Source organism: Vibrio sp. YIC-376 (assembly GCF_052353105.1).
Taxonomy (GTDB): domain Bacteria; phylum Pseudomonadota; class Gammaproteobacteria; order Enterobacterales; family Vibrionaceae; genus Vibrio.
Genome location: NZ_JBBWFK010000027.1, coordinates 13,955 through 35,975, shown reverse-complemented (window position 1 = coordinate 35,975; position 22,021 = coordinate 13,955). Strand labels below are relative to the sequence as shown.

At 43.7% G+C, this 22,021-nt stretch carries 17 protein-coding genes and 1 tRNA gene; 11 read left to right on the top strand and 7 right to left on the bottom strand.

The window, feature by feature from the left end; translation table 11 throughout:
* Positions 1-2,282, bottom strand: a 2,282-nt coding sequence (adhE, locus tag WJM94_RS24025; protein ID WP_444496666.1) for a bifunctional acetaldehyde-CoA/alcohol dehydrogenase, incomplete at its 3' end; no start/stop codon positions are given.
* 699 nt (positions 2,283-2,981) lie between these two features.
* Here adhE and WJM94_RS24020 point away from each other — a divergent pair.
* Positions 2,982-3,620, top strand: coding sequence for a YchE family NAAT transporter (locus tag WJM94_RS24020; RefSeq protein WP_444496665.1), 639 nt, complete (start codon positions 2,982-2,984; stop codon positions 3,618-3,620).
* 35 nt (positions 3,621-3,655) lie between these two features.
* A complete protein-coding gene (locus WJM94_RS24015) occupies positions 3,656-4,528 on the top strand; it encodes an ion transporter (protein WP_444496664.1) in 873 nt (290 codons plus the stop codon).
* Positions 4,529-4,561: 33 nt separating this feature from the next.
* Here WJM94_RS24015 and asd read toward each other — a convergent pair whose 3' ends face one another.
* Positions 4,562-5,677, bottom strand: a complete 1,116-nt coding sequence (gene asd, locus WJM94_RS24010) for an aspartate-semialdehyde dehydrogenase (RefSeq protein WP_444496663.1) — start codon at positions 5,675-5,677, stop codon at positions 4,562-4,564.
* Between the two features lie 433 nt (positions 5,678-6,110).
* Between asd and nhaC the strand changes: the two genes are divergently transcribed.
* Positions 6,111-7,544 carry a Na+/H+ antiporter NhaC gene (nhaC, locus tag WJM94_RS24005; protein ID WP_444496662.1) on the top strand — a complete coding sequence of 478 codons (1,434 nt, stop codon included), beginning with the start codon at positions 6,111-6,113 and terminating at the stop codon, positions 7,542-7,544.
* 149 nt (positions 7,545-7,693) lie between these two features.
* Here the strand turns inward: nhaC and WJM94_RS24000 are convergent, their stop codons facing one another.
* Both WJM94_RS24000 and yejK read right to left on the bottom strand, forming a co-directional pair.
* Positions 7,694-8,941 carry an Hpt domain-containing protein gene (locus WJM94_RS24000; RefSeq protein WP_444496661.1) on the bottom strand — a complete coding sequence of 416 codons (1,248 nt, stop codon included), beginning with the start codon at positions 8,939-8,941 and terminating at the stop codon, positions 7,694-7,696.
* 130 nt (positions 8,942-9,071) lie between these two features.
* Entirely contained in the window at positions 9,072-10,070 is a 999-nt protein-coding gene (yejK, locus tag WJM94_RS23995) for a nucleoid-associated protein YejK (RefSeq protein WP_444496660.1), read from the bottom strand.
* An 85-nt stretch (positions 10,071-10,155) separates the two neighbouring features.
* Between yejK and WJM94_RS23990 the strand changes: the two genes are divergently transcribed.
* The 3 genes from WJM94_RS23990 to WJM94_RS23980 all read left to right on the top strand — a co-directional run bounded on the left by WJM94_RS23990 (position 10,156) and on the right by WJM94_RS23980 (position 12,461).
* Entirely contained in the window at positions 10,156-10,383 is a 228-nt protein-coding gene (locus tag WJM94_RS23990; protein WP_182008529.1) for a YejL family protein, read from the top strand.
* Between the two features lie 22 nt (positions 10,384-10,405).
* On the top strand, positions 10,406-12,214 hold the full coding sequence (locus tag WJM94_RS23985; protein WP_444496659.1) for a DUF3413 domain-containing protein: 1,809 nt from the start codon (positions 10,406-10,408) through the stop codon (positions 12,212-12,214).
* A gap of 156 nt (positions 12,215-12,370) precedes the next feature.
* Positions 12,371-12,461 (top strand) — tRNA-Ser (locus WJM94_RS23980).
* A gap of 454 nt (positions 12,462-12,915) precedes the next feature.
* On the opposite strand, the gene WJM94_RS23975 is transcribed toward WJM94_RS23980, so the two are convergent.
* Both WJM94_RS23975 and WJM94_RS23970 read right to left on the bottom strand, forming a co-directional pair.
* Positions 12,916-13,779: a Fe(3+) dicitrate ABC transporter substrate-binding protein gene (locus tag WJM94_RS23975; RefSeq protein WP_444496658.1), complete on the bottom strand. Its 864-nt coding sequence runs from the start codon at positions 13,777-13,779 to the stop codon at positions 12,916-12,918.
* Entirely contained in the window at positions 13,779-15,902 is a 2,124-nt protein-coding gene (locus WJM94_RS23970; protein WP_444496657.1) for a TonB-dependent siderophore receptor, read from the bottom strand. Before WJM94_RS23970 ends, WJM94_RS23975 begins: the two co-directional genes overlap by 1 nt.
* A gap of 369 nt (positions 15,903-16,271) precedes the next feature.
* On the opposite strand from WJM94_RS23970, the gene WJM94_RS23965 reads away from it, so the two are divergent.
* The 3 genes from WJM94_RS23965 to fecE are packed head-to-tail and all read left to right on the top strand — an operon-like array spanning position 16,272 to position 18,969.
* Positions 16,272-17,240 carry a FecCD family ABC transporter permease gene (locus WJM94_RS23965; protein WP_444496669.1) on the top strand — a complete coding sequence of 323 codons (969 nt, stop codon included), beginning with the start codon at positions 16,272-16,274 and terminating at the stop codon, positions 17,238-17,240.
* Positions 17,237-18,205, top strand: a complete 969-nt coding sequence (locus WJM94_RS23960; RefSeq protein ID WP_444496656.1) for a FecCD family ABC transporter permease — start codon at positions 17,237-17,239, stop codon at positions 18,203-18,205. The genes WJM94_RS23965 and WJM94_RS23960 overlap by 4 nt, the downstream gene beginning before the upstream one ends.
* Positions 18,205-18,969, top strand: a complete 765-nt coding sequence (fecE, locus tag WJM94_RS23955; RefSeq protein WP_444496655.1) for a Fe(3+) dicitrate ABC transporter ATP-binding protein FecE — start codon at positions 18,205-18,207, stop codon at positions 18,967-18,969. The genes WJM94_RS23960 and fecE overlap by 1 nt, the downstream gene beginning before the upstream one ends.
* Before the next feature lie 62 nt (positions 18,970-19,031).
* Here fecE and WJM94_RS23950 read toward each other — a convergent pair whose 3' ends face one another.
* Positions 19,032-19,505, bottom strand: coding sequence for an Lrp/AsnC family transcriptional regulator (locus WJM94_RS23950; protein ID WP_444496654.1), 474 nt, complete (start codon positions 19,503-19,505; stop codon positions 19,032-19,034).
* Between the two features lie 190 nt (positions 19,506-19,695).
* Here WJM94_RS23950 and WJM94_RS23945 point away from each other — a divergent pair, with 190 nt between their 5' ends.
* Together WJM94_RS23945 and WJM94_RS23940 are read left to right on the top strand one after the other, a co-directional pair.
* Positions 19,696-20,943: a trans-sulfuration enzyme family protein gene (locus WJM94_RS23945; RefSeq protein ID WP_444496653.1), complete on the top strand. Its 1,248-nt coding sequence runs from the start codon at positions 19,696-19,698 to the stop codon at positions 20,941-20,943.
* Positions 20,944-21,124: 181 nt separating this feature from the next.
* A complete protein-coding gene (locus tag WJM94_RS23940) occupies positions 21,125-21,931 on the top strand; it encodes a transporter substrate-binding domain-containing protein (protein ID WP_444496652.1) in 807 nt (268 codons plus the stop codon).
* Positions 21,932-22,021 lie beyond the last annotated feature (90 nt).

Genomic DNA, 22,021 nt, shown 5'->3' with positions numbered 1-22,021 from the left:
GCAGTTTGTTTCGTTGGGTTATCGTTCGCGTTGTAACGTACAACGTTAGAGATAAGCAGTGCGTTAGCCAAACCGTGTGGAATGTGGAACTCAGCACCAATCTTGTGAGCCATTGAGTGACATACACCCAGGAATGCGTTCGCAAATGCTACACCAGCGATAGTTGCCGCGTTGTGTACTTTCTCACGAGCGATTGGGTCGTTAGCACCATTCGCGTAGCTTGATGGTAGGTATTCTTTTAGCATCTTAAGTGCTTGTAGAGCCTGACCGTCAGAGTATTCGTTCGCAAGAACAGATACGTAAGCTTCCAGAGCGTGAGTCACTGCATCGTAACCACCGAATGCGGTTAGAGACTTAGGCATGTTCATAACAAGGTTCGCATCAACGATAGCCATGTTAGGAGTTAGCTCGTAATCAGCCAGTGGGTATTTAGCACCAGTCTTGTCGTCTGTAACAACCGCAAATGGCGTAACTTCTGAACCCGTACCTGAAGTCGTAGTGATACATACAAGCTCAGCTTTTTGACCCATTTTAGGGAACTTGTAGATACGTTTACGGATGTCCATAAAGCGCATTGCCAGTTCTTCGAAGTGAGTTTCTGGGTGCTCGTACATTACCCACATGATCTTCGCAGCATCCATTGGTGAACCACCACCTAGAGCCAGGATCACATCTGGTTGGTAGCTCTGCATTTGAGCTGCGCCTTTTTCAACAACAGATAGTGTTGGGTCAGCTTCTACATCAAAGAAAGTCTGAACTTCCATACCTTGAGCTTTAAGTAGGCTTACTACTTCGTCAGCGTAACCGTTGTTGAATAGGAAACGGTCAGTTACCAGGAATGCACGTTTCTTACCTTCTAGGTCGCCCAGAGCGATTGGAAGGCTACCACGACGGAAGTAGATTGACTTAGGTAGTTTATGCCACAACATGTTTTCAGCTCGCTTAGCAACAATTTTCTTGTTGATTAGGTGTTTAGGACCTACGTTCTCAGAGATAGAGTTACCACCCCATGAACCACAACCTAGCGTTAGAGAAGGAGCAACGTTGAAGTTGTAAAGGTCACCGATACCACCGTGAGTAGTCGGAATGTTGATTAGGATACGAGCCGTCTTCATCTTGTCACCGAAGTAACGAATACGATCTGCGTTGACGTCTTGGTTAGTGTAAAGACCAGACGTATGACCGATACCACCGATTTCAACCATGGTTACCGCTTGAGCAACAGCGTCTTCAAAGCTGTCTGCTTTGAACATACCTAGACATGGAGACAGTTTCTCGTGTGCAAATTCGTCTTCGTATGCAACTTTGCCCAGACCTTCACCGATAAGCACTTTAGTGTCAGCTGGAACTTTAACACCCGCCATTTCTGCGATAGCTGCAGCTGGTTGGCCAACGATTTTCGCGTTTAGCGCACCGTCGATAAGGATAGTTTTACGTACTTTGTCAGCGTCAGCTTTGCTTAGTACGTGAGCTTTGTGAGAAGCAAAACGCTCTTTAACTTCGTCGTAAACGTCTTTATGAACGATGACAGCCTGCTCAGAAGCACACACTACGCCGTTATCGAAAGTTTTAGACATCAGTACAGAAGCAACTGCACGTTTGATGTCTGCGGTTTCGTCGATAACAACCGGAACGTTCCCTGCACCTACACCGATTGCTGGTTTACCAGAAGAGTAAGCCGCTTTCACCATGCCTGGACCACCAGTCGCAAGGATAAGAGCAATACCTTCGTGCTTCATAAGCGCGTTAGAAAGTTCTACTGAAGGTTGGTCAATCCAACCGATGATGTCTTTTGGTGCACCCGCTGCTACTGCTGCGTCCAGAACAAGTTTAGCTGCATCGTTTGTAGAGTTTTTAGCACGTGGGTGTGGCGAGAAGATGATACCGTTACGAGTTTTAAGTGAGATAAGAGACTTAAAGATCGCAGTTGAAGTAGGGTTCGTGGTTGGAACGATACCACAGATGATGCCCACAGGCTCTGCGATAGTCATCGTACCCATGCTTTCGTCTTCTTCTAGAACGCCACAAGTTTTCTCGTCTTTGTACTTGTTGTAGATGTACTCAGAAGCAAAGTGGTTCTTAATTACTTTATCTTCAACAATGCCCATGCCAGATTCTTCTACCGCTTGTTGCGCTAGAGGAATACGAGCTTGGTTAGCTGCTAGAGATGCTGCGCGGAAGATTTTGTCTACTTGCTCTTGAGAGTAAGTAGCAAATTCAGCTTGTGCTGCTTTTACGCGTGCCACAAGAGCATCAAGTTCAGCCAGATTAGTTACAGGCATAGGGATTCTCCTAAAATTAACAAATATTAAAAACTTTTTAGTAAGGCTATTGCTTATCTCTTTTTGCTGCTAATCAGCCACTTAACAAACAAACGACTTAGTAAATTGTTTTCATGGCTGAGTATAATATTTCACTGTATGAAAAAAATTGACTTGGATCAGTTCTCACTCTCGAAATACCACCAAAGTGTAGCATAAGTGACAAATATCACCATAAGTAACTGATATCAAACAACTTTAAACCAAACAAAATATGGAACAAAAAAGCAGCAAACAGACAAAAAAATTAAATAAACGACACCATCCTGTAAAAAAGTTTCATTTTTAGACATGAAAATTACATGTAGACCTATTTTAATGTGCTACTGATAGTATATAGAATTGCTTTACCTCTCTGCAAACAACCTTTGTTTTAACCAAAAGTTTTCAAATGTTAACGTTTGTGTAAAACATCGCTGTTAAACAATAGCACCCCACGCAACATTTGATTTTCAGATTAGATACAGTTTTTTAAAAAATTAGTTTTTCTCACAAATAACATAGGAAATACGTTAGTTTTTTTCATTTCTTATCAATGCTGTTTTAACTTACATTTAGCGCCCAATATCGAATCATGCGAGGGAAAGCCTTTACTTGCATAGATTTAGATACACTACTCTCTCGGTTTTTCACTAATGTGAATTTTTATGAGTACGCAATATGCAAACTTTTGAGCTAGCGATTTTCTTACAGTTTTTTTTAGGTCTGGTGGCTGCCGTTAATCCCGTGGGGATAATGCCAGTGTTCGTATCACTAACCGGTCATATGACACCTGAAGAAAAAAACAAAATTGCAGCAACATCTAACTTCGCTGTCGCGATCATTTTGACTGTCGCTCTTTTAGGCGGTCAGATGTTGTTAGATATGTTTAGTATTTCACTGGATTCATTTCGTGTAGCAGGTGGTTTGCTGCTGATGAGCATCGCCTTTTCAATGATGAGCGGTAAGTTGGGTGAAGATAAACAGAACAAGCAGGAAAAATCTGAATATATCAGCCGCGAGCAGATAGGTGTGGTACCTCTGGCAATGCCATTAATGGCCGGCCCAGGCGCAATAAGCTCTACCATAGTGTATGGTTCGCGTTACCCAGGTATGATGGATACCACAGGCATTGTGCTTACTATTGCCTTCTTCTGTTTTTGCTCATGGCTGCTATTTCGCTCAGCACCATACATCGTAAAGTTACTTGGTCAGACAGGCATTAACGTGATCACCCGTATTATGGGTCTGATCCTTGGTGCTCTCGGTATTGAGTTTATTGCCAATGGATTACGCAATCTATTTCCTGGATTAGCCTGATTTTCCATTAGCTTGTATGATAGAGCGATTCAACCATGGATCGCTTTGTCATGATGACTCACTCTCTGAAAAATACCCTTTACGTTACAATTTTTGGCACCCATACCACGGCAGGTAGAGCCTTCGATATCGCTTTGATTATTGCGATAATCAGTTCTTTAGCCGTTCTCGTACTCGATTCTATTCCCACCGTCAGCGCTGAATGGGCAAAAGAGCTCAAGTATATGGAATATACGTTTACAGGCTTATTTACGATCGAGTATTTGCTTCGCCTGTATTGTTCACCTAAACCGGCCGCCTACGCTAAAAGCTTCTATGGCGTTGTCGACTTACTTTCAATTATGCCTACGTACTTAGTATTGTTCTTTCCTTCGGCCTCATTCATGGGCGTCATAAGAGCACTTCGAGTAATGCGTATCTTCCGTATCCTAAAGTTAGTTCGCTACCTTCAGGAATCAAATGTTCTTCTTCGCTCATTACTCATGGCTCGCAGGAAAATATTCATATTTTTCAGTGCCGTTGCGATTCTCGTAACGATATTTGGGTCACTGATTTTTATCGTAGAAGGGCCTGAAAACGGCTTTACCAGTATTCCGAAAAGCATTTACTGGGCCATTGTGACCATTACCACGGTTGGCTATGGTGATCTAATTCCTCAGACCAACTTAGGCAAAGCACTAGCCTCAATAACGATGCTACTGGGTTATTCGATCATCGCCGTGCCAACAGGCATCGTGACCGCAGAACTGCATCAAGAAATGCAATCACACAAAGTGCTGGTCAAATGCCCTAACTGTTCACAAGCGGGTCATGACTCCGATGCTATATACTGCAAGCATTGTGGAAGTGAGTTAGCCGACCCGGACAAACGAGTGGTTCGCGGTGAAGGTAAAAAAAAGAGCTCCTAACAAGGAGCTCTCTTAAACACAAATAGGGAAATCTTACGCTTTCTCTGCAAGGATGATTCTCAGAGTACGACGTAGTGGCTCTGCAGCACCCCATAGCAACTGGTCACCAACTGTGAATGCGTTTAGGAAGTCATCACCCATAGCCATCTTACGTAGACGACCAACAGGAACAGACATCGTGCCTGTCACTTTAGCTGGGGTCAGCTCTTGCGCCGTGATGTCACGATCGTTTGGAATCACTTTCACCCACTCGTTATGAGTAGCAATGATTTCTTCGATTTCATCCATCGGCACATTTTGCTTCAATTTGATAGTCAAAGCCTGAGAGTGGCAACGCATCGCACCGATACGTACACATGTACCATCGATAGGAACTGGAGAACCTTGAGTACCAAGGATCTTATTCGCTTCAACGCCTGCTTTCCATTCTTCTTTGCTCTGGCCATTATCACGTTTTACATCGATCCACGGGATAAGAGAACCAGCCAGAGGCGCGCCAAACTTATCGGTAGGGAAAGAAGCACTGCGCATCGTATCCGCAACTTTCTTATCAATATCAAGAATTGAACTTGCTGGATTCGCCAATTCTGAACTTACAGAATCGTTGATAACACCCATCTGAGAAATCAGTTCACGCATGTTTTGCGCACCAGCGCCAGAAGCTGCTTGGTACGTCATTGCACTCGTCCACTCAACTAAGCCTTTCTCAAACAGGCCACCAAGACCCATCAGCATAAGACTTACTGTACAGTTACCACCAACAAAAGTGTTAGTGCCACTGTGGATGCCGTGCTGAATTTGTTTTAGGTTCACTGGATCCAAAGTGATGATTGAATCTTGTGCCATACGTAACGTAGAAGCAGCATCAATCCAGTAACCTTTCCAGCCAGCTTGGCGAAGTGCAGGATAAACTTTCTCGGTGTAGTCACCACCTTGACACGTAATTATCGCATCAAGTTGTTTTAAACTTTCAATATCAAACGCGTCTTGTAGTAAGCCTGCGTCTTTTCCTAAGTTAGGAGCAGGAATACCAATTTGAGAAGTACTATAGAATACTGGTTCGATTAGATCGAAGTCTTTCTCTTCAACCATGCGTTGCATCAGGACTGAACCAACCATACCACGCCAACCGACTAAACCAACTCTCATCGCCTTAACTCTCCATGTATTAATAAAACCTACCACATAGTTCATTTTTCACAGCAAAATCTCAAGCTCTAATTTGTAAATGAGCTCAATTTTTAACGTTTTCTCCCGAAAAATCGCATTAGAAGTAAATTTTAAGTATTTGCGTTCCCAAAAAAGACGAATTCAACGAAGGAAAAGTGCTTCTTAAACTAGATTGGTCTTACCAGACTTAGAGTTAACAACATTTGCAGCACATAAAATTCACACCACACAACATTTTAGATCAGGTTATTTAATATAAATCAGATAAAAATTTCACATGCAAACGTTAAATCCGTTCAAGATCAAGATAAGACACCAAAAATTCGAAATATAAACGTTGTTAATGTATGTTATGCCGCGCTTACAATAAGGGGCGCATTCCTCTATCGCTCCACAATATACAGAGGCACGTATGAAGCAAGTTACAACACGCCTTCCTAACTTGATACAGGTATTTATCTCGTTAGGTTTATTTCTTCTTTTGGCATTTTCGTTCACAGCCAAGTTAAACCTTCCAATTCAGTTAGCATTGTATATTGGATGGTTCATTATCATGCTTTTAGGCTTAAGACTGGGTCATCAATACAAAGACCTTGAAAAAGCGGCATTAAATGGCATTTCTAATGGCCTTGGTGCAGTACTGATTCTGCTTGCCGTTGGTGCTCTAGTCGGCACGTGGATTTCAGGTGGTATCGTTCCAACCATCATTTACTATGGTCTGAAAGCCATTCACCCTTCTATCTTTTTACTTGCCACGATGATCATCTGTTCTTTGACAGCGTTAGCAACCGGCACATCTTGGGGTGCGGCTGGTACGGCGGGAATCGCAATGATGGGTATTGGTCAAGGTCTAGGAGTTCCGGCTCCAATTACCGCGGGTGCAGTACTTTCAGGTTGTTACTTCGGTGACAAAATGTCCCCTCTTTCAGATTCAGTGATTCTTGCGTCATCCATGTCTAACGTAGAAGTGATGGAACATATCAAAGGTATGCTACCTATCGCTCTTATCAGTTACATCATCACTGGCATTATGTTCACAGCGTTTGGCTTCCACTATGCGGGTCAAGTTGATATGAGCCAGGTGGACTCTGTGATTAATGCAATGGAACAACAATTCTATATCACGCCTTACTCATTCGTTCCTGTAGTGATCGTTCTTGGCTTACTCGCAATGCGAATGCCTTCATTTCCTGTAATCAGCTTTGGCTCTCTATTGGGAATCATCTGGGCGGTTATGATTCAAGACGTGGATTTCCTGACCGCATTCAATACGGCTTGGGCACCATTTTCTATCTCTTCTGGTGTGGATTTCATCGATTCAATCCTCAACCGTGGTGGCATGTCTTCAATGCTTAGCTCAGTTGCAGTGATCGTATTTGGCCTGGGTTTCGGTGGCTTACTTGATAAAGTTGGCGTGCTGGAAACCATTGCTAAATTATTCGAAAAGCGCGTACAGAGCCCGGGGTCACTTGCCACCAGCACGATTGGCACCGCGTTCATGGGCAACGTATTTGGTTCTGCGATGTATGTGTCGCTTATCTTGACCCCGAAAATCTGCGCTAAAAACTACGACCGTTTAGGCTACAAGCGTAAAAACTTGTCTCGTAACGCGGAGTTTGGCGGTACGTTAACCTCTGGTATGGTTCCTTGGAGCGACAACGGCATCTACATGGCAAGCATTCTGGGTGTTGCGACACTGTCATATGCTCCATACATGTGGCTAAGCTTTGTCTGTATTATTGTTACCATCATCAGCTCTTACATGGGATGGTTCGTGGATAAGTGTGAGCCAGTTGCTGCTTCTTCAGAGCAACCAGAAAGCGAACTGAAACAGCAGACTGCCTAAGCATTCTTAAATGAACCACAGATAAAAAGAGCGTAAATTCGCTCTTTTTATCTGAAAACCAGCTCGGGGCGTCTTGAATACCTTAGCACCTTGGAATACCTTATCCTATGAACGCCAAAGTCAGAGTAATATCAATCTGTTAGCGTTTCTCAGATCTTTTCACTGTTGAGAACGCTTTCTGCAAAAAGTGTCGTTTGCTCTAGCACATGATGCAACTGAGCAAGCTTACTCTCTGATATCTTTTGTTTCTCTTTAATCAATAGCTCAATATCACTCGATATGTAATGCAGTGGCATTGCACCTAGGCTCCCAGATACCCCTTTCAGACTGTGTGCGATAAGCTGAGCATGCTCTTGGTCTTCGTTCAATAACTGACGTAGCTTGGTACCATCATCCGAATGATCTTGAATAAACACTTCTAAAAGCATACGAACTGCACCTTCATCTCCGGATAAATAATCGAGCATCTTAGGAAGATCGATATATGGCTCATCAAACTCAACTGGAACGTTTTTCTGCAGTGACTCAGTCGCGAGTTCTCGAACTTCATTCTTTTGATAAGATGCGTTGGTAGAAATGGGCTCCAGTTGGGTTTCAGGCAAAGTTGGAACGACTGGCTTTTTGGCTGATCTTTTGTCGTAAGCGGCCCAAGTTACCATCGCAAGAAAGAATCCGCTGCCTACTCCCAGCAACGCCAAAAGCTTTAGCAACAGTTTTTCTAAAAGGGTATAGGTTGTAGCAAGCTGATTTGCTAAATCCGGTTTGAGTAATTGTGCCGCAAGATATCGACCTTGCGCATTTGCAGCTAACACGCTTGAGGTTTGAGCGAGTCCACGCTGAAATGCCGTTCGCTCATCCATAGCCAGTGCATCCGATTCAATAAAGAGGGAATCGAGTTCGCGGTAAGTATCAGCATTGGTGGCAGAATCACTGAAAATAGACTCCAATACCAAAGCTCCCAAGCGATAGTACATGTTATCAATCTGCTCTGAGTTACTTTCCAAAGTACGACTTTTTCGCAGTTGCTCTGCTAATACGTTCAGTTCACTGTCACTGGCAATAAACGCGTGCGCGTTTTCTAAAAATCGGTCTGTAGAATAGAGCAGTGGCGTTAAATCTGTTGGTATCATCCCCTCAGAGGACTTAAGCTCCAGCTGAATACGAACGGCGTAAACGAGCTGTAATTTGAGAGAGATTTGATCGACATGTTGTACACGGTATTGCAGTTCGAAGTTAAAGAAATTACGAACTTCTTCAACTTTGCTTCCCAATTCGTTGACGGTTGAGATCATTTGAATGGTTTGCTTGGACACTTGCCAGATGCCTACCGCTAATACACACCACAAAGCAAATAATAACCAAACATATCGCCTAATCCCCGCTTTCAATTGCTGCAACTCTAGCTCCCTCTCATAATTCTAATAATAACAAGGATATACCATAATGTGCGCATTAGCTGTAACGGTTGAATACAAAAAAAGAGAGCCAGTGGCTCTCTTAACGTCAATTTGAAAAAGTTAACTTAGGTTAGTTACGACTTAACTGATCTTTTAAGTTAGGTGGCGTACCTTTAATCGTTAACGTATCGGTCTCTGGATCGTAAAAAATACGCTCTCCCAGCAACAGGCTGTCAAAACTGATGTTCAAGCCGCCGCCAGCACCGACATACTTCGTCAGTTTGCGAACGGTCGCACGATCACCTGGGAATGAATCTTCAAGCTCGTAACCTTGCTCTTTGGTGAAGTCCATGAAGCTTGTGCCATCTTGGCTAGATGGAAGTTCTCCAGAAAGCTCAGAGATCTGTACTTCTTCACCTGATTTGATCTGCTCGTTACAGTAGTCGTAAACTTGCTTTTTGTACTCGTTAACTTCTTGCTTTTCTAATTTTGAATCAGCGCAGAAATCGTCTACTGCTTGCATCAATACCAAGTTTTGCTGTTTCGTATCTAATCCAATATCAGCCTGAAGAAAATCAAGGAAAAAGTCTGCAACTTTTCGCCCAACTCGACCTTTGATGTATGACAGATAGCGTTTAGATTCTTTGTCTGTTTCGTAGCTCGACAAATCAACACGTGCCGCGATATCCATTTTGGAAATGTCTAAATAGTCAGTAGCGCTAATGTCTAGCCCTTCTGTGACTTTCAGACTTTGATTCATTGGCAAAATACCAATAAAAAGATAGTTGGTCGCCAGACTTTGGTATTCCGCGAATACTAAAATCCCTTCATCCGCAAATGGATACTTAATCAACTCTTCTTTCAGTCGATTTGCACTAATTTGTGAGAAATCATAAAAATCTCGCTCACCTTTGCGCATTTCTTGAAGCCAAAATTGAAATTCGCTGTCTGACTGGAAAGAACCAAAACCTTTACCAGCTTTAGAATGGAATACTCGGTGAAGCTCCGCGACGAGATTTTCAGTAGATGCATCGTTTTCTAGTGATGCCGGACGAAGTTTAACAATCAGTTCGTCCTGATCATTTTTGCACAGTTGATGCAAAATTACGTTTGAAAGATGAAGGCTCATAGTGATTTTATCTTGCTACAAGGTTTTAGTTGATGGGCATTGTAGGTTATCATAAGCCGCTTTTACTATCATTATTAGAGTCTTTATGCCGATTACATCTAAATATACTGACGAACAAGTAGAGAAAATTCTTGCAGAAGTCGCTTTAGTTCTTGAAAAACATGCAGCTTCTCCTGAGTTAACGCTAATGATTGCCGGAAATATCGCAACCAATGTCTTAAATCAACGTGTTGCCGCTTCACAACGCAAAGTGATTGCTGAAAAATTTGCTCAGGCACTGATGTCTTCATTAGAAACACCAAAAACACATTAATAACGGATAATTAGACACATACATGGTAGACAGCGGAAACTCATACGGCGAACGTGTATCTCGACTGGTAGGTTGGGGACATTGGTTTGCATTCTTCAACATCGTGGCTTCGATGTTGATAGGCACACGCTATATTGTTCAATCGCCTTGGCCTGAAACATTGCTAGGTCAGTTCTATCTGGCGATATCTTGGGTTGGCCACTTTGGCTTTCTTGTTTTTGCTCTCTACTTGTTAGTTCTATTTCCGTTGACCTTTGTCCTGCCATCTCGGAAATTATTCCGCCTGGTGGCAGTGATTTTCGCCACCGTTGGACAAACGACACTATTAATTGATACTCAAGCCTATCAGTCGATCAACTTGCACTTGAATCCTGTGGTTTGGGAGCTTTTGTTCAGCGAGGATAAGAGTAGCCTGAGTGCGGATCTGCAACATCTGTTTGTTGTAATGCCATTCATATTCTTGATCCAACTAGCCCTGTCTGAATGGGTATGGCGAAAACAGCGTAAGCTGTCTCATAAACACGTTGGCCGCCCTTTAGCCATTTTGTTTTTCTTAAGCTTTATGACCAGCCATTTGGTTTACATTTGGGCGGATGCATATTTTTATAATCCAATAACCAGCCAGAGAGCTAACTTCCCATTGTCATACCCAATGACAGCGAAAAGCTTTATGGAAAAACACGGTTTACTGGATCGTGAAGAGTACCTAAAGCGTCTTGCTGAAAACCAAGGCAACGTTGAGCTTGTCAATTACCCGCTGGAAAAACTTGAGTTCAACCGCCGCGTCAACAAACTCAATGTTTTGATGATCAGCGTGAACAACTTACGCGCGGATGCGTTAAATCAAGAAGAGATGCCAAATCTCTATGAATTTGCACAGAGCAATCAAAATTTCCGCAATCATTACAGCTCAAGCAATGATACCTATGGTGCTTTTGGTTTGTTCTATGGATTACCTAGCAGCTACGCTTCTAGCATACAGTCACAAGGCGCTGCACCCGTTCTGCTCGATGTACTGAAAAATCAGGGCTATAGCTTTGGCTTATTCAGTGGGAACGGTTTTGAAGATGACCTTTATTCGGAAATTATTTTTAGAGGTCTGAATCTGGCAAATGATCTTGATGGCAAACAAGCCCATACCGATAAACAGTCCATTTCAGATTGGAACACTTGGTTAGTCGAAAACGCGAAGCAACCGTGGTTTAGCTATATCGAAGTGACAGCAGTAGATAACTTTGAGTCAATCCCGTCGAATAATAATGAAGAAATACCGGCAAGTGAGCGATTCAAAAAAGCGTATGAATTCGCGGTTCAGTCGGCTGATAGCACAGTTGCTAGCATCATTAATGAACTAAAAGAGACTCACTTACTGACGAATACTATCGTTATCGTCACATCAAACCACGGAAGTGAGTTTAATGAAACGAACACGAACAGCTGGGGCGCGAACAGCAATTACAGCCGTTACCAGCTGCAAGTACCGATGGTGATTCATTGGCCAGGAAAACTGGCAGGTGACTTTACCCATAGTACAAGCCACCTGGATCTTTCGGTGACTCTGTTACAAGACATGCTGGGTGTGTCGTCTAACCCTTATGATTACAGTAGCGGGCGCAACTTATTCGATGAAAGCCGTAGACGCTGGATTCTCGCAGGTGACACCCGCGAATTGGCGTTAATAACTGGCACACAAACTACGGTCATCGACAAATTTGGCAACTATAAGCTCTATGACAAAGACTATAAGCGTCTGCGTGATGAAGCACCGAAAATGCCGGTACTGATGCAAGGATTAACTGAGCTACAGCGTTTTTATTCCAAAAGTAATTAATATTATTTTTACTTGATCCACTGCAAAAAGCTCTCCAACGGAGGGCTTTTTGTTCACTAAATCAACAAAAAACACAAAATTGAACAGTAAACACTCGAACGAATAGATTTAGGGTTTACAAGGTTTTCAAAGCCTTATATTATGCGTCTCAACAACGGAGAGATGGCTGAGTGGTTGAAAGCACCGGTCTTGAAAACCGGCATACGTTAATAGCGTATCTAGGGTTCAAATCCCTATCTCTCCGCCACATTTAGTAAAAAGGCCGCTAAGCAATTAGTGGCCTTTTTCGTTTCTATAGTTTTAAAGGGATTTGTACTAAATCCCTAGTTGGATGCAACCCCAGCACTCCGCCACATTTAGAAAGCCTGTTGAGAAATCAACAGGCTTTCTTCGTTTTAACCTATGTGAAAATTTAACGGGATTTCTAAATCCCTAGTTGGGCGTCCCCAAACTCCGCTACATTTAGTAAAAAGACTGCTAAGAAATAAGTAATGCCAATTGCTTAACGATTTTTCTCTGGGTCATTCCAGCGAGCCCTAGCGAGACTAGGAATCTAGTATCAGCGCGCTGAGCAGTTATGAAATAACTTTAATCATAAAGTGCTCGGAAACGAGATCCTGAATCACGCTCCTTCGTCGCTGTTCAGGATGACGGGAGACTTAAACATGCTCCAGGCCCCCGCTTCGGCCTCCCTGCTAGCTCTAAGCCTTTTCCATTATCACATCAAGCTCTTTTGCTATGGACTCAGCGGCAAGTATGCCTCTGTTGAGAGACCAGAGTTCCGGAGCGACTTGTACCGCTTGATCGGTTTTGTTGAATTTTAACAGGTTAAAAAGTGGACTCTTCTGCCAGTTATCTAACACCGTATCACCAGCCTGTTTACTGTAAAAAAGCCAATCGGGATTCACCTTCAGCAAAACCTCCAGATTTGCTTCCATCAAGTGACTTTGTTTAAGATCTGGAAGTGCGGGTTGAAGGCCTAGATAGCTTAATAAACTACCCGTGTAAGACAAAGGCCCATGCATCCACATACCTCTCTCGTTAACGTTGGCAAACTGAACCGTTCCAATGGCTTTAAACTTACCTTTGTAGGATGCCATTAGCTCACGATGCTGAGCCAAGCGTGCTCTCATTTCACGCTCTTTTCCAACCGCTTTGCCAATGGCTAACGCAGACTCTAAGCCTTCTTGATACGTTTCTCCTCGACTCTTAAGTAAAATGGTTGGGGCGATTTGAGACAAATCATGCAGACTAATCTTGTGACGGTAAGTGTCAGCAATAATCAAATCTGGCTTAAGCTGAGCAATAACTTCTAGATTAGGCTGTGAACGCATACCAACAGACGTCCAAGGTTCGATGAGTTCTCTCACCTGTGGAATGATTCTGCTCGGATCTTTATCGTCCGCCACACCGACAGGTGAAACACCAACGACCGCTAAAGCATCGACAAAAGAGTATTCCAGTACGACGATTCTTTTAGGTACAGAGTCTTCCAGTGCCGATTCGGCTTGTACCGTGCAAGCGCACAGTACAAGCAAAATACCTAGTAAGCGCATGAATGCCATCAGAATTTACCTGAAACGCTCAAGGTAACATTACGTGGATCGCCCAGGTACAAACGATGACTGTCAGTCCCACCAACGTAGTATTCTTCATCGAGCAGATTCGCCACGTTCAAAGATAGACGATAGTCTTTTACTTCATAGTGAACACCAACATCAACGGTCACATAAGCAGGAAGCTCGACGCGATCAGATGGATCTTCACTCGTGTAACGCGCACCTTCATAGTTAGCTCCAAACGTTGTTCCTACCACTCCACCTGCAACTTGGTAAGGGAAGTTATATTTCGTCCAGAAGTAAGCATCATGGTACGCGGTCATAGGTGTACGGCTTCCTTGGATACTAGCGTCTGGATTTTCTGAGATTTCAGAGTCAACATACGCATACCCTAGCTTCACCTGCCAGTTTTCTAGCGGCTTCATAAATAGCTCTGTTTCTACGCCAGTGCTGCGTACTTCACCAAGCAATTCGTAATCACCGTTGCTGTTTTTATCTACAACATTGGATTTTTTGATATCGAAATAGGCAATCGTTAAGTTACTGTTGCTGCTCAACAGATCGGTTTTTACGCCAACTTCATATTGACGTCCTTCCTCTGGGTCAAAAGCATCATCGTTAACGTCTTTCTTTTCGACACTATTTGGATTGAAGCTTTCGCCATAACTGGTGTACAGAGAGGTCCCCTCTGCGACTTTATATACGATACCTGCCTGAGAGACGAAGGCGTCTGTGGACTGAGTGTCATCCGTCGACTTACTTACATAATCAAAATCGACATCTTGGCGCATGTAACGTACCCCACCCATTACCGTCCATTTATCTGTCAGGTACACGGTATCTTGCATGTATAAACCGTAGTTTGTGTAATCAGTGATTCGGTGATCCACTTTATAGGCACTTTGATCTCTTACGGTTACATCTTGGGGATTAGTAAAGTCTACTGTTGTCGTCGCGTAGGTCTCACGCAGAAAATCTCTTTTCTCTAGGCCAACATTACCGCCCAAAAGAATCTGGTGCTCAACATCACCAACCCAAAGGCTACCTGTGGTACGAACATCAACAAAGTGATATTCACGCTTATTAACCTGGTCACGATCCCGTACTTTTACCAGGCTAGTCGAATCAACCACATCACTTGTTTCATGAAGATCACGAGAGTCCTCATGCCACACACTGCGCCAATCGACAGTCAAGTCGAAACCGTTGCTCAGCAGGGTGTTGTAACTGGCAAAAGCCACTAACCCTTCATCTTCATCCGTATCATCAGACGACTGGTAGTGCGTATCAATCGAAGCCACTTGGTCTATATCGTTGTTCAGTGCCACCAGGCCGTCGTCCGCAACTCGGTGTTCTGACTGAAGTTCTAAACCAAAGGTAAGCTCGGTTAATTCCGATGGGCGGTAAGTCAGCGTCGGGAATAAATAGTAATTCTGTTGATCAACATCATCACGGTATGAGTCGGCGTTTTCTCCACTGATAATCAGTCGATACATCCAGGTTTTGCTCGCATTAAGCGGCCCTGTCGCATCAATTGTTCCAGTAAATCCGTTATCTTCACCAAACTCGCTCACGCCTGTCGCGTATGATGTCGCGGAAATATCGTAAACAAACGAAGCCGTATCTTGAGGTTTCTTAGTGATGATATTAACCATACCACCCGGTTGGATTTGTCCGTACATGATAGAAGCGGGGCCTTTTAGCACTTCTACTCTCTCAACGTTTGCTGTCGTCGGCGATCCAAAGCGAGAAGCAAGACCAGGTAATCCATTAACTTGAATCGTATTAAGATCCGCAGGCATTCCACGCAAAGTAAAGCCGTCCGCATCGACACCAGAACGCGTCAAGCCAGTAGTGTAGCCATATGCATCATCTAACGTGGTGGCTCGGATATCCTGTAAGAACTGTTGGTTGATGATATTAACCGTTTGTGGCGTATCTAACGGGTCAATGTCCGTTTTTGTTGCTGTTGTAACTCTAGGGTTCAGATAAGAATTTTGTTGGCCAACAACGACGATTGTTTCGTCTACAGCCTCCTCTGTACCCACGTTTTTCCCGGCGACAGCGTAGGAACTAACTCCCATTGCGATAAGTAAACTTTTGGTGATGGTATTTGCTGCAAATCTCATAAAACGGCTCAATTTGATAAATTTCATTGCGCATAAATGCATTATTATTTTGTTGCGTCTGTTCACATTTAGATACAAATGCAAGGTTGAACATAATAATTATTATCATTATCAATACAAGTTAAAATTCATTGATTGAGGCTATTTTCTTTAGGAAACAGCTATCTGTTCCTTAACACTGTTACCGGGCTCTAACATGAATAGTCGTAGGCAGAAGGAAATCCAATGCGGTAGTGTAATTGATTGTGATTATCATAATGGTTACACTGACTCAAGTTTTCTTCACCTAAAGGCCCCAATTAGCATTTTGGCCTGAGAGTTTATACGTAGTAATCCATGCGAATTTTTCCCTCCACTCTTTATCTCTGGATGCCTTTGATTTCGTTATCAGTTGTAGGGGCCTGCTACTCTCTTATCGGCTGGTCGAGTTTTCCAATTAATACCACCCATATTTACCAGTACCTATTTGACTTTGACCCTCAGAGCATCGAGCAACAAATTATTGCATCAATTCGAATGCCAAGAGTATTAACGGGTCTGGTGATTGGCGCGAACCTCGCCGTTGCAGGGCTGATGATGCAAGGGCTGACCAGAAACCCGCTCGCTTCTCCTTCCATTTTGGGAATCAATGCTGGTGCCGCCTGCTTAATGGCGCTGGCAAGTATCGGCGTCCCCTTTTTAGAGAATATGCCGAGTGTATTAATAGCCTCAATTGGTGGGGTTCTCAGTGGTGCAGTCGTATTAACACTGGGCGGTTTCTTTTCAGCAAGACCTCACCCTCTCAAGCTTGTTCTAGCAGGGATTGCCATCAATGCACTTCTTGTCGGAGTCACCAGAGCAGCGGTTATCTTGGCCGATGACAAAGCCTATTCCATCATTAGCTGGTTGGCAGGCTCCCTCTCTTCAGTCGAATGGCAACAATGGAACACATTGTGGCCGACCAGCGTATTAGGGTTAGGGATTTCTCTATTTGTCGCGAGACAGCTCAATCTCCTTGCGCTTGGTTCGGACGTTGCGACCAGTTTGGGAATCAATATTAAGCTCACGAGAGGACTGACTTATATCGCCGTCATTTTACTCACGGCCTCCAGCGTTGCCGTCGCGGGACCAATCGGCTTCGTTGGTATGCTCGTTCCTCATATCGCTAAAAGACTCGTTGGCAATAACTTTATTACACTCATTCCAGCGAGTGCATTACTTGGTGCAGCACTGATTGTTTGGGCAGATGCTTTTTCGCGCGCGATTGCTTTTCCGGCCGAGACTCCGGTCGGCGTAATTACTGCACTGATCGGAACGCCTTGCTTTGTGTTTTTAGCCATGCGGAGTAAAGCCTCATGAACAATGTAAAACTAACTCTGCTCTCTTCCTCACTCTTGCTTGTAGCGATTCTCAGCTTGATTGTTGGTGCATCAGATATTTCGATAAAGCAGGTCTCATATACCCTACTCAACGGTGGTGAATTCGAATTCATCATCAATCATTACCGTTTACCACGTATTTTTCTCGCTATCGGCGTTGGTGCAGGCCTCGGGTTATCAGGCATGTTAGTTCAAGGTGTGATCCGAAACCCGCTCGCATCACCCGATTTGATGGGAATTAGCGCTGGCGCAGGATTAGCGGCAACCACCTTATTAGTGATGTTTCCACAGGCGCCCACACATTATTTACCGCTGGCCGCTCTGATCGGAGGTTTTGCGTCCGCCGGTATGATTCTGCTCGTTGGTTACAAAGTACAGCCAACTGCGGCGAGACTTGCGTTAATCGGTATCGCTATCAGCGCGTTTCTTTCCAGCTTGATTGATTTTTTAATGGTGGTACACCCAATAGAAATCAACACGGCGATGGTTTGGTTGACGGGCAGCCTATGGGGGAGAAATTGGGAGCAAGTGCCCTTTATATGGATAACCCTCGCTATGATGGTTCCTTTTGCCTGCTGGTTAGCCTGGCGTCTGGATGTCATGGGGCTTGGAGAAGATAGCGCGACCTCACTTGGCATTAAACCGAGACGCATCAAGTTACTCTCACTGATCAGTGCCGTTATTCTTGCCAGTGTCAGTGTGTCTGTATGCGGCACGATTAGCTTTGTCGGATTATTAGCTCCGCACTTAGCAAGAATGCTGTTTGGTCACAATCACAAATTACTTGTGCCCGGTGCTGCCTTACTTGGTGCATTCATGGTGTTGGTATCAGATACGCTAGCGAGGGGAATACACCCTCCTTTGGAGCTTCCGGCTGGTGTATTAACTTCTTTGATTGGCGCACCTTACTTCATTTTTTTATTGCAACGTTACAAGGGTTGGTGATGATAGCTGCAAATAATTTAAAAGTTTCTTATGGTGACAAGGTCATCATTGAAGAACTAAATCTCACGCTACCAAAAGGCAAAATTACCGCTCTTATCGGCCCAAATGGATGTGGTAAGTCAACGTTATTGAAAACGTTAGCCCGGATTAATATGCCCACTAGCGGTGAGGTTCTGCTTAATGAAAAAGCATTGAAATCATACCGAGACAAACACCTGGCACAAGAAATGTCTTTATTGCCTCAGGTATTAGAAACGCCAGAGGGAATAACGGTAAAACGCTTGGTTGAGTACGGTCGTTCACCATACCTTTCACACTGGGGTAAGTTGGGAGAACATGACAAGAAAATGGTCTCCAGCGCAATGCGAGAAACCGGTGTTGAAGAATTAGCAGAACAAACGGTTGAATCATTATCCGGAGGACAAAGGCAAAGAGCCTGGATTGCGATGATTCTGGCGCAAGACACCAATATTGTTATGCTGGATGAGCCAACCACCTACCTGGATCTCTCTCATCAGATTGAGCTGATGAAAATCATGCGCGAGATGAACAACAAAGGAAAAACGGTTATCGTCGTATTACACGACTTAAATCAGGCATGCCGCTACTGTGACCACTTAGTTGTACTCAAAAAAGGGCAGCTTATCGCTCAAGGCACACCGCATGACGTTTTTACCGAAGCCCTGCTTAAAGATGTATTTTCGCTTGATGCACGAGTCATTCAAGACCCTGTCGCTAATACCCCTATGTGCATTGCCCACTAAGTAATAGAACCCTGATAAGAGACATTCTCTCGGGGTTTTATGGGCCCTGCTCTACAGGTAGGCTACTCAAGAGGCAGATAAAGACTTTGTTTTGGTGTGTCTAGTACCACGTTGGTCATAACGCGGCGAATCTGTGGGAACTGCGCCATAGTCTGTTCAATAAACCCGTCGTAGCTTTTTGCACTCTCCGCAGTAATCACTACCATCAAATCGACATTACCTGTGACATAAAACACTTGCTGTATGGAAGGCTGAGAATCTGCCCAGCGTTTGAATTTATTGAGTACGGTGTAGTTATCTCTGTCGATTTCAATGCCCGCAATAAACGTCATTGGATGGGTAGAAAGTTCGGATTTAATCACCGCTATCTCGGCTTGAATTGCGCCTTCTTCCCTTAATCGCTTTAATCTTCTCTGTACTGCAGAAGCAGACAGCCCGACTTGCTCGGCAATGACCTCACTTGCCAAACGACAGTTGCTTTGCATTAGTTCCAGAATCTTTTTATCGAAACTATCCAGAGTGGAAACGTCACCCATGGTTTTCCTCTTACTGTTATTCCGCATTATTGTGTTTTAAATGCGGGGAATCTTCCGTGTCGAGCCAAGAATAGCGGATTTTACTAACCAATTGAAATCCACAATTAACCCATTCGTACGGTTTAGAACTAAAAACGGATTTCAGCCAAAACTTGTTTATGGCTAATGACAACGACTGGATTAAACAATAATGCACAACGATGATTTCAAATTTGGACTGTCTCCACAAACGATGGATCCTCAAACCTTGGCTCCTGAAACTTTGGCTGTTCATGCCGCTATTAGACCTGACCCTCAAACAAAAGCCATCGCACCTAATATAGTGATGTCGGTAAATCACAGCTTTCTGCCCAATGAAGGTGCTTTTTCCGCACAAGGTATGGGAGACCTCGCCGACTCACCATTTCTGTACGCAGGTTGGACAAACCCAACGGTTCGTTTACTCGAAGAACGTTTAGCCATTTTAGAACATGCAGAAGATGGACTCGCAACAGCAAGCGGCATGGCTGCTATCACGGCAGTGTTTATGTCATTGCTGAAATCGGGGGATCATCTTGTTATCAGCGATGTTTGCTACGCTGCCGTTTACGAGTTCTCCACCCAAGTTTTGCCCCAATATGGAATTGAGGTTTCAACGGCCGATACCTCTTGCATCAAAAGCGTGCAAAAGGCCTTACGAAAAAACACCAAATTGGTGCACATAGAGACACCATGCAACCCTCTCTTACGACTCTCTGATATTAAAAAGCTGTCTTTACTGCTTAAAAACGACGGGATATTACTGAGTGCAGATTCAACGTTTTCAACACCGGTTATTACACGACCACTTGATCTTGGAGCAGATTTGGTCGTTCACTCTTTAACCAAATTTATTAATGGTCATGGAGATGTACTCGGTGGATGCGTGCTGGGCTCGAAAGCCTTAATTAGCAAGCTTAGAAGCGTTGCTGGAGTCTATTTCGGTGCCGCTTTAAGCCCACAGAGTGCATGGTTAATTATGCGTGGAATGGAGACTATTTATCCACGAATGAAGACGCTGTGTGAGTCGGCTCTTGCCATTGCTGACTGGTTAGAAAGTAATCCAAAAGTACAAAGAGTTTTATATCCCGGTCTTGAGTCACACCAACAATTTTCGCTGGCTAAACAGCAAATGGCATTTTTTGGCGGCATTATTGCATTCCAAGTAGAGGACATCGAACTGATTGAGCAACGATTTGCGCATGAATCGAAGATGTTTTATTACGCTTATTCGATTGGACATCAGCGAAGTTTAGCGGTGGTGTTAAAAACTGATGATTTGGACAAGTCTACTTATCGATTTAGCCCAGAACAAAAAGCGAACTTTTGCCGCGATGCGGGCAAAGGAGTCGTGAGGCTTTCAATCGGTCTTGAATCTCCGGTCGATTTGATTCGGGATTTGAGTCACCTTCTTAGGTGAAAATTGAATTTGTATAGCACATTATTGGTTTTAAATTCGGAATGTTGTTGAAATGTTACTAGATTGTGTTGCATTATCTTGTGGTTTTTGATGTCAGTTTTCGTTTACTTGATACTCAATACAACATCGTATTTGTCATTGGACGAACAGAAAAATAACAAGATTTTTTATAAGGGATATTATGAAAAAATTTATTAAATCTTCAGCAGCTGGACTTGTATTTGCTTGCTCTCTGCTTGGTGCTAATCAAGCAATGGCAGAGTCTGACCTAGAAGGTGTTCTTACTTCAGGTGAACTAAGAGTATGTTTTGATGCTGGCTATATGCCTTTCGAAATGAAAACCAAAGATGGCCGTTTCATTGGTTTTGATATCGATTTAGGTAAGCACATGGCGCGTTCTATGGGGGTTAAATACACTCCAGTGAACACAGCTTGGGACGGTATTATCCCTGCTCTACAAACTAACAAGTGTGACATCATCATGGGTGGTATGACTATCACTCCTGAGCGTAACTTGAAAGTTAACTTTGCTGACCCTTACATCGTTATCGGTCAGTCGATGATCATCTCTCCTGCGCTTGAAGGTAAGATTAAGAGCAGTGCTGACTTGAATGACCCTAAATACACAATTTCAACTAAGTTGGGCACTACGGGTGTTGAAGCTGCGAAGAAACACCTATTCAACGCAAAAATTGACCTTTACGACACCGAAGTGGATGCCGTTCTACAAGTTGTTAACGGTAAAGCAGACGCTTTCGTTTACGACCTTCCGTACAACGCAATCTACGCGGCTCAAAACAAAGGCAAAGTTGCGCACGTAGCTGAACCGTTCACTTACGAGCCTCTAGGCTGGGCAGTTCGCCAGGACTCCACTAACTTCTTAAACTTCTTGAATAACTACTTACGTCAAATCAAAGGCGATGGTACTTACGATCGTATGTACGACAAGTGGTTCAACTCTGACGAGTGGTTGAAAGAAGTTCAATAATTCGTGTATCAGCTTGAGTCTATTTAAGCTTGCGAACTAAAACTTAAAACTATAGTCAACTGGGCAGCATAAGTTGCCCGGTTCATTAAA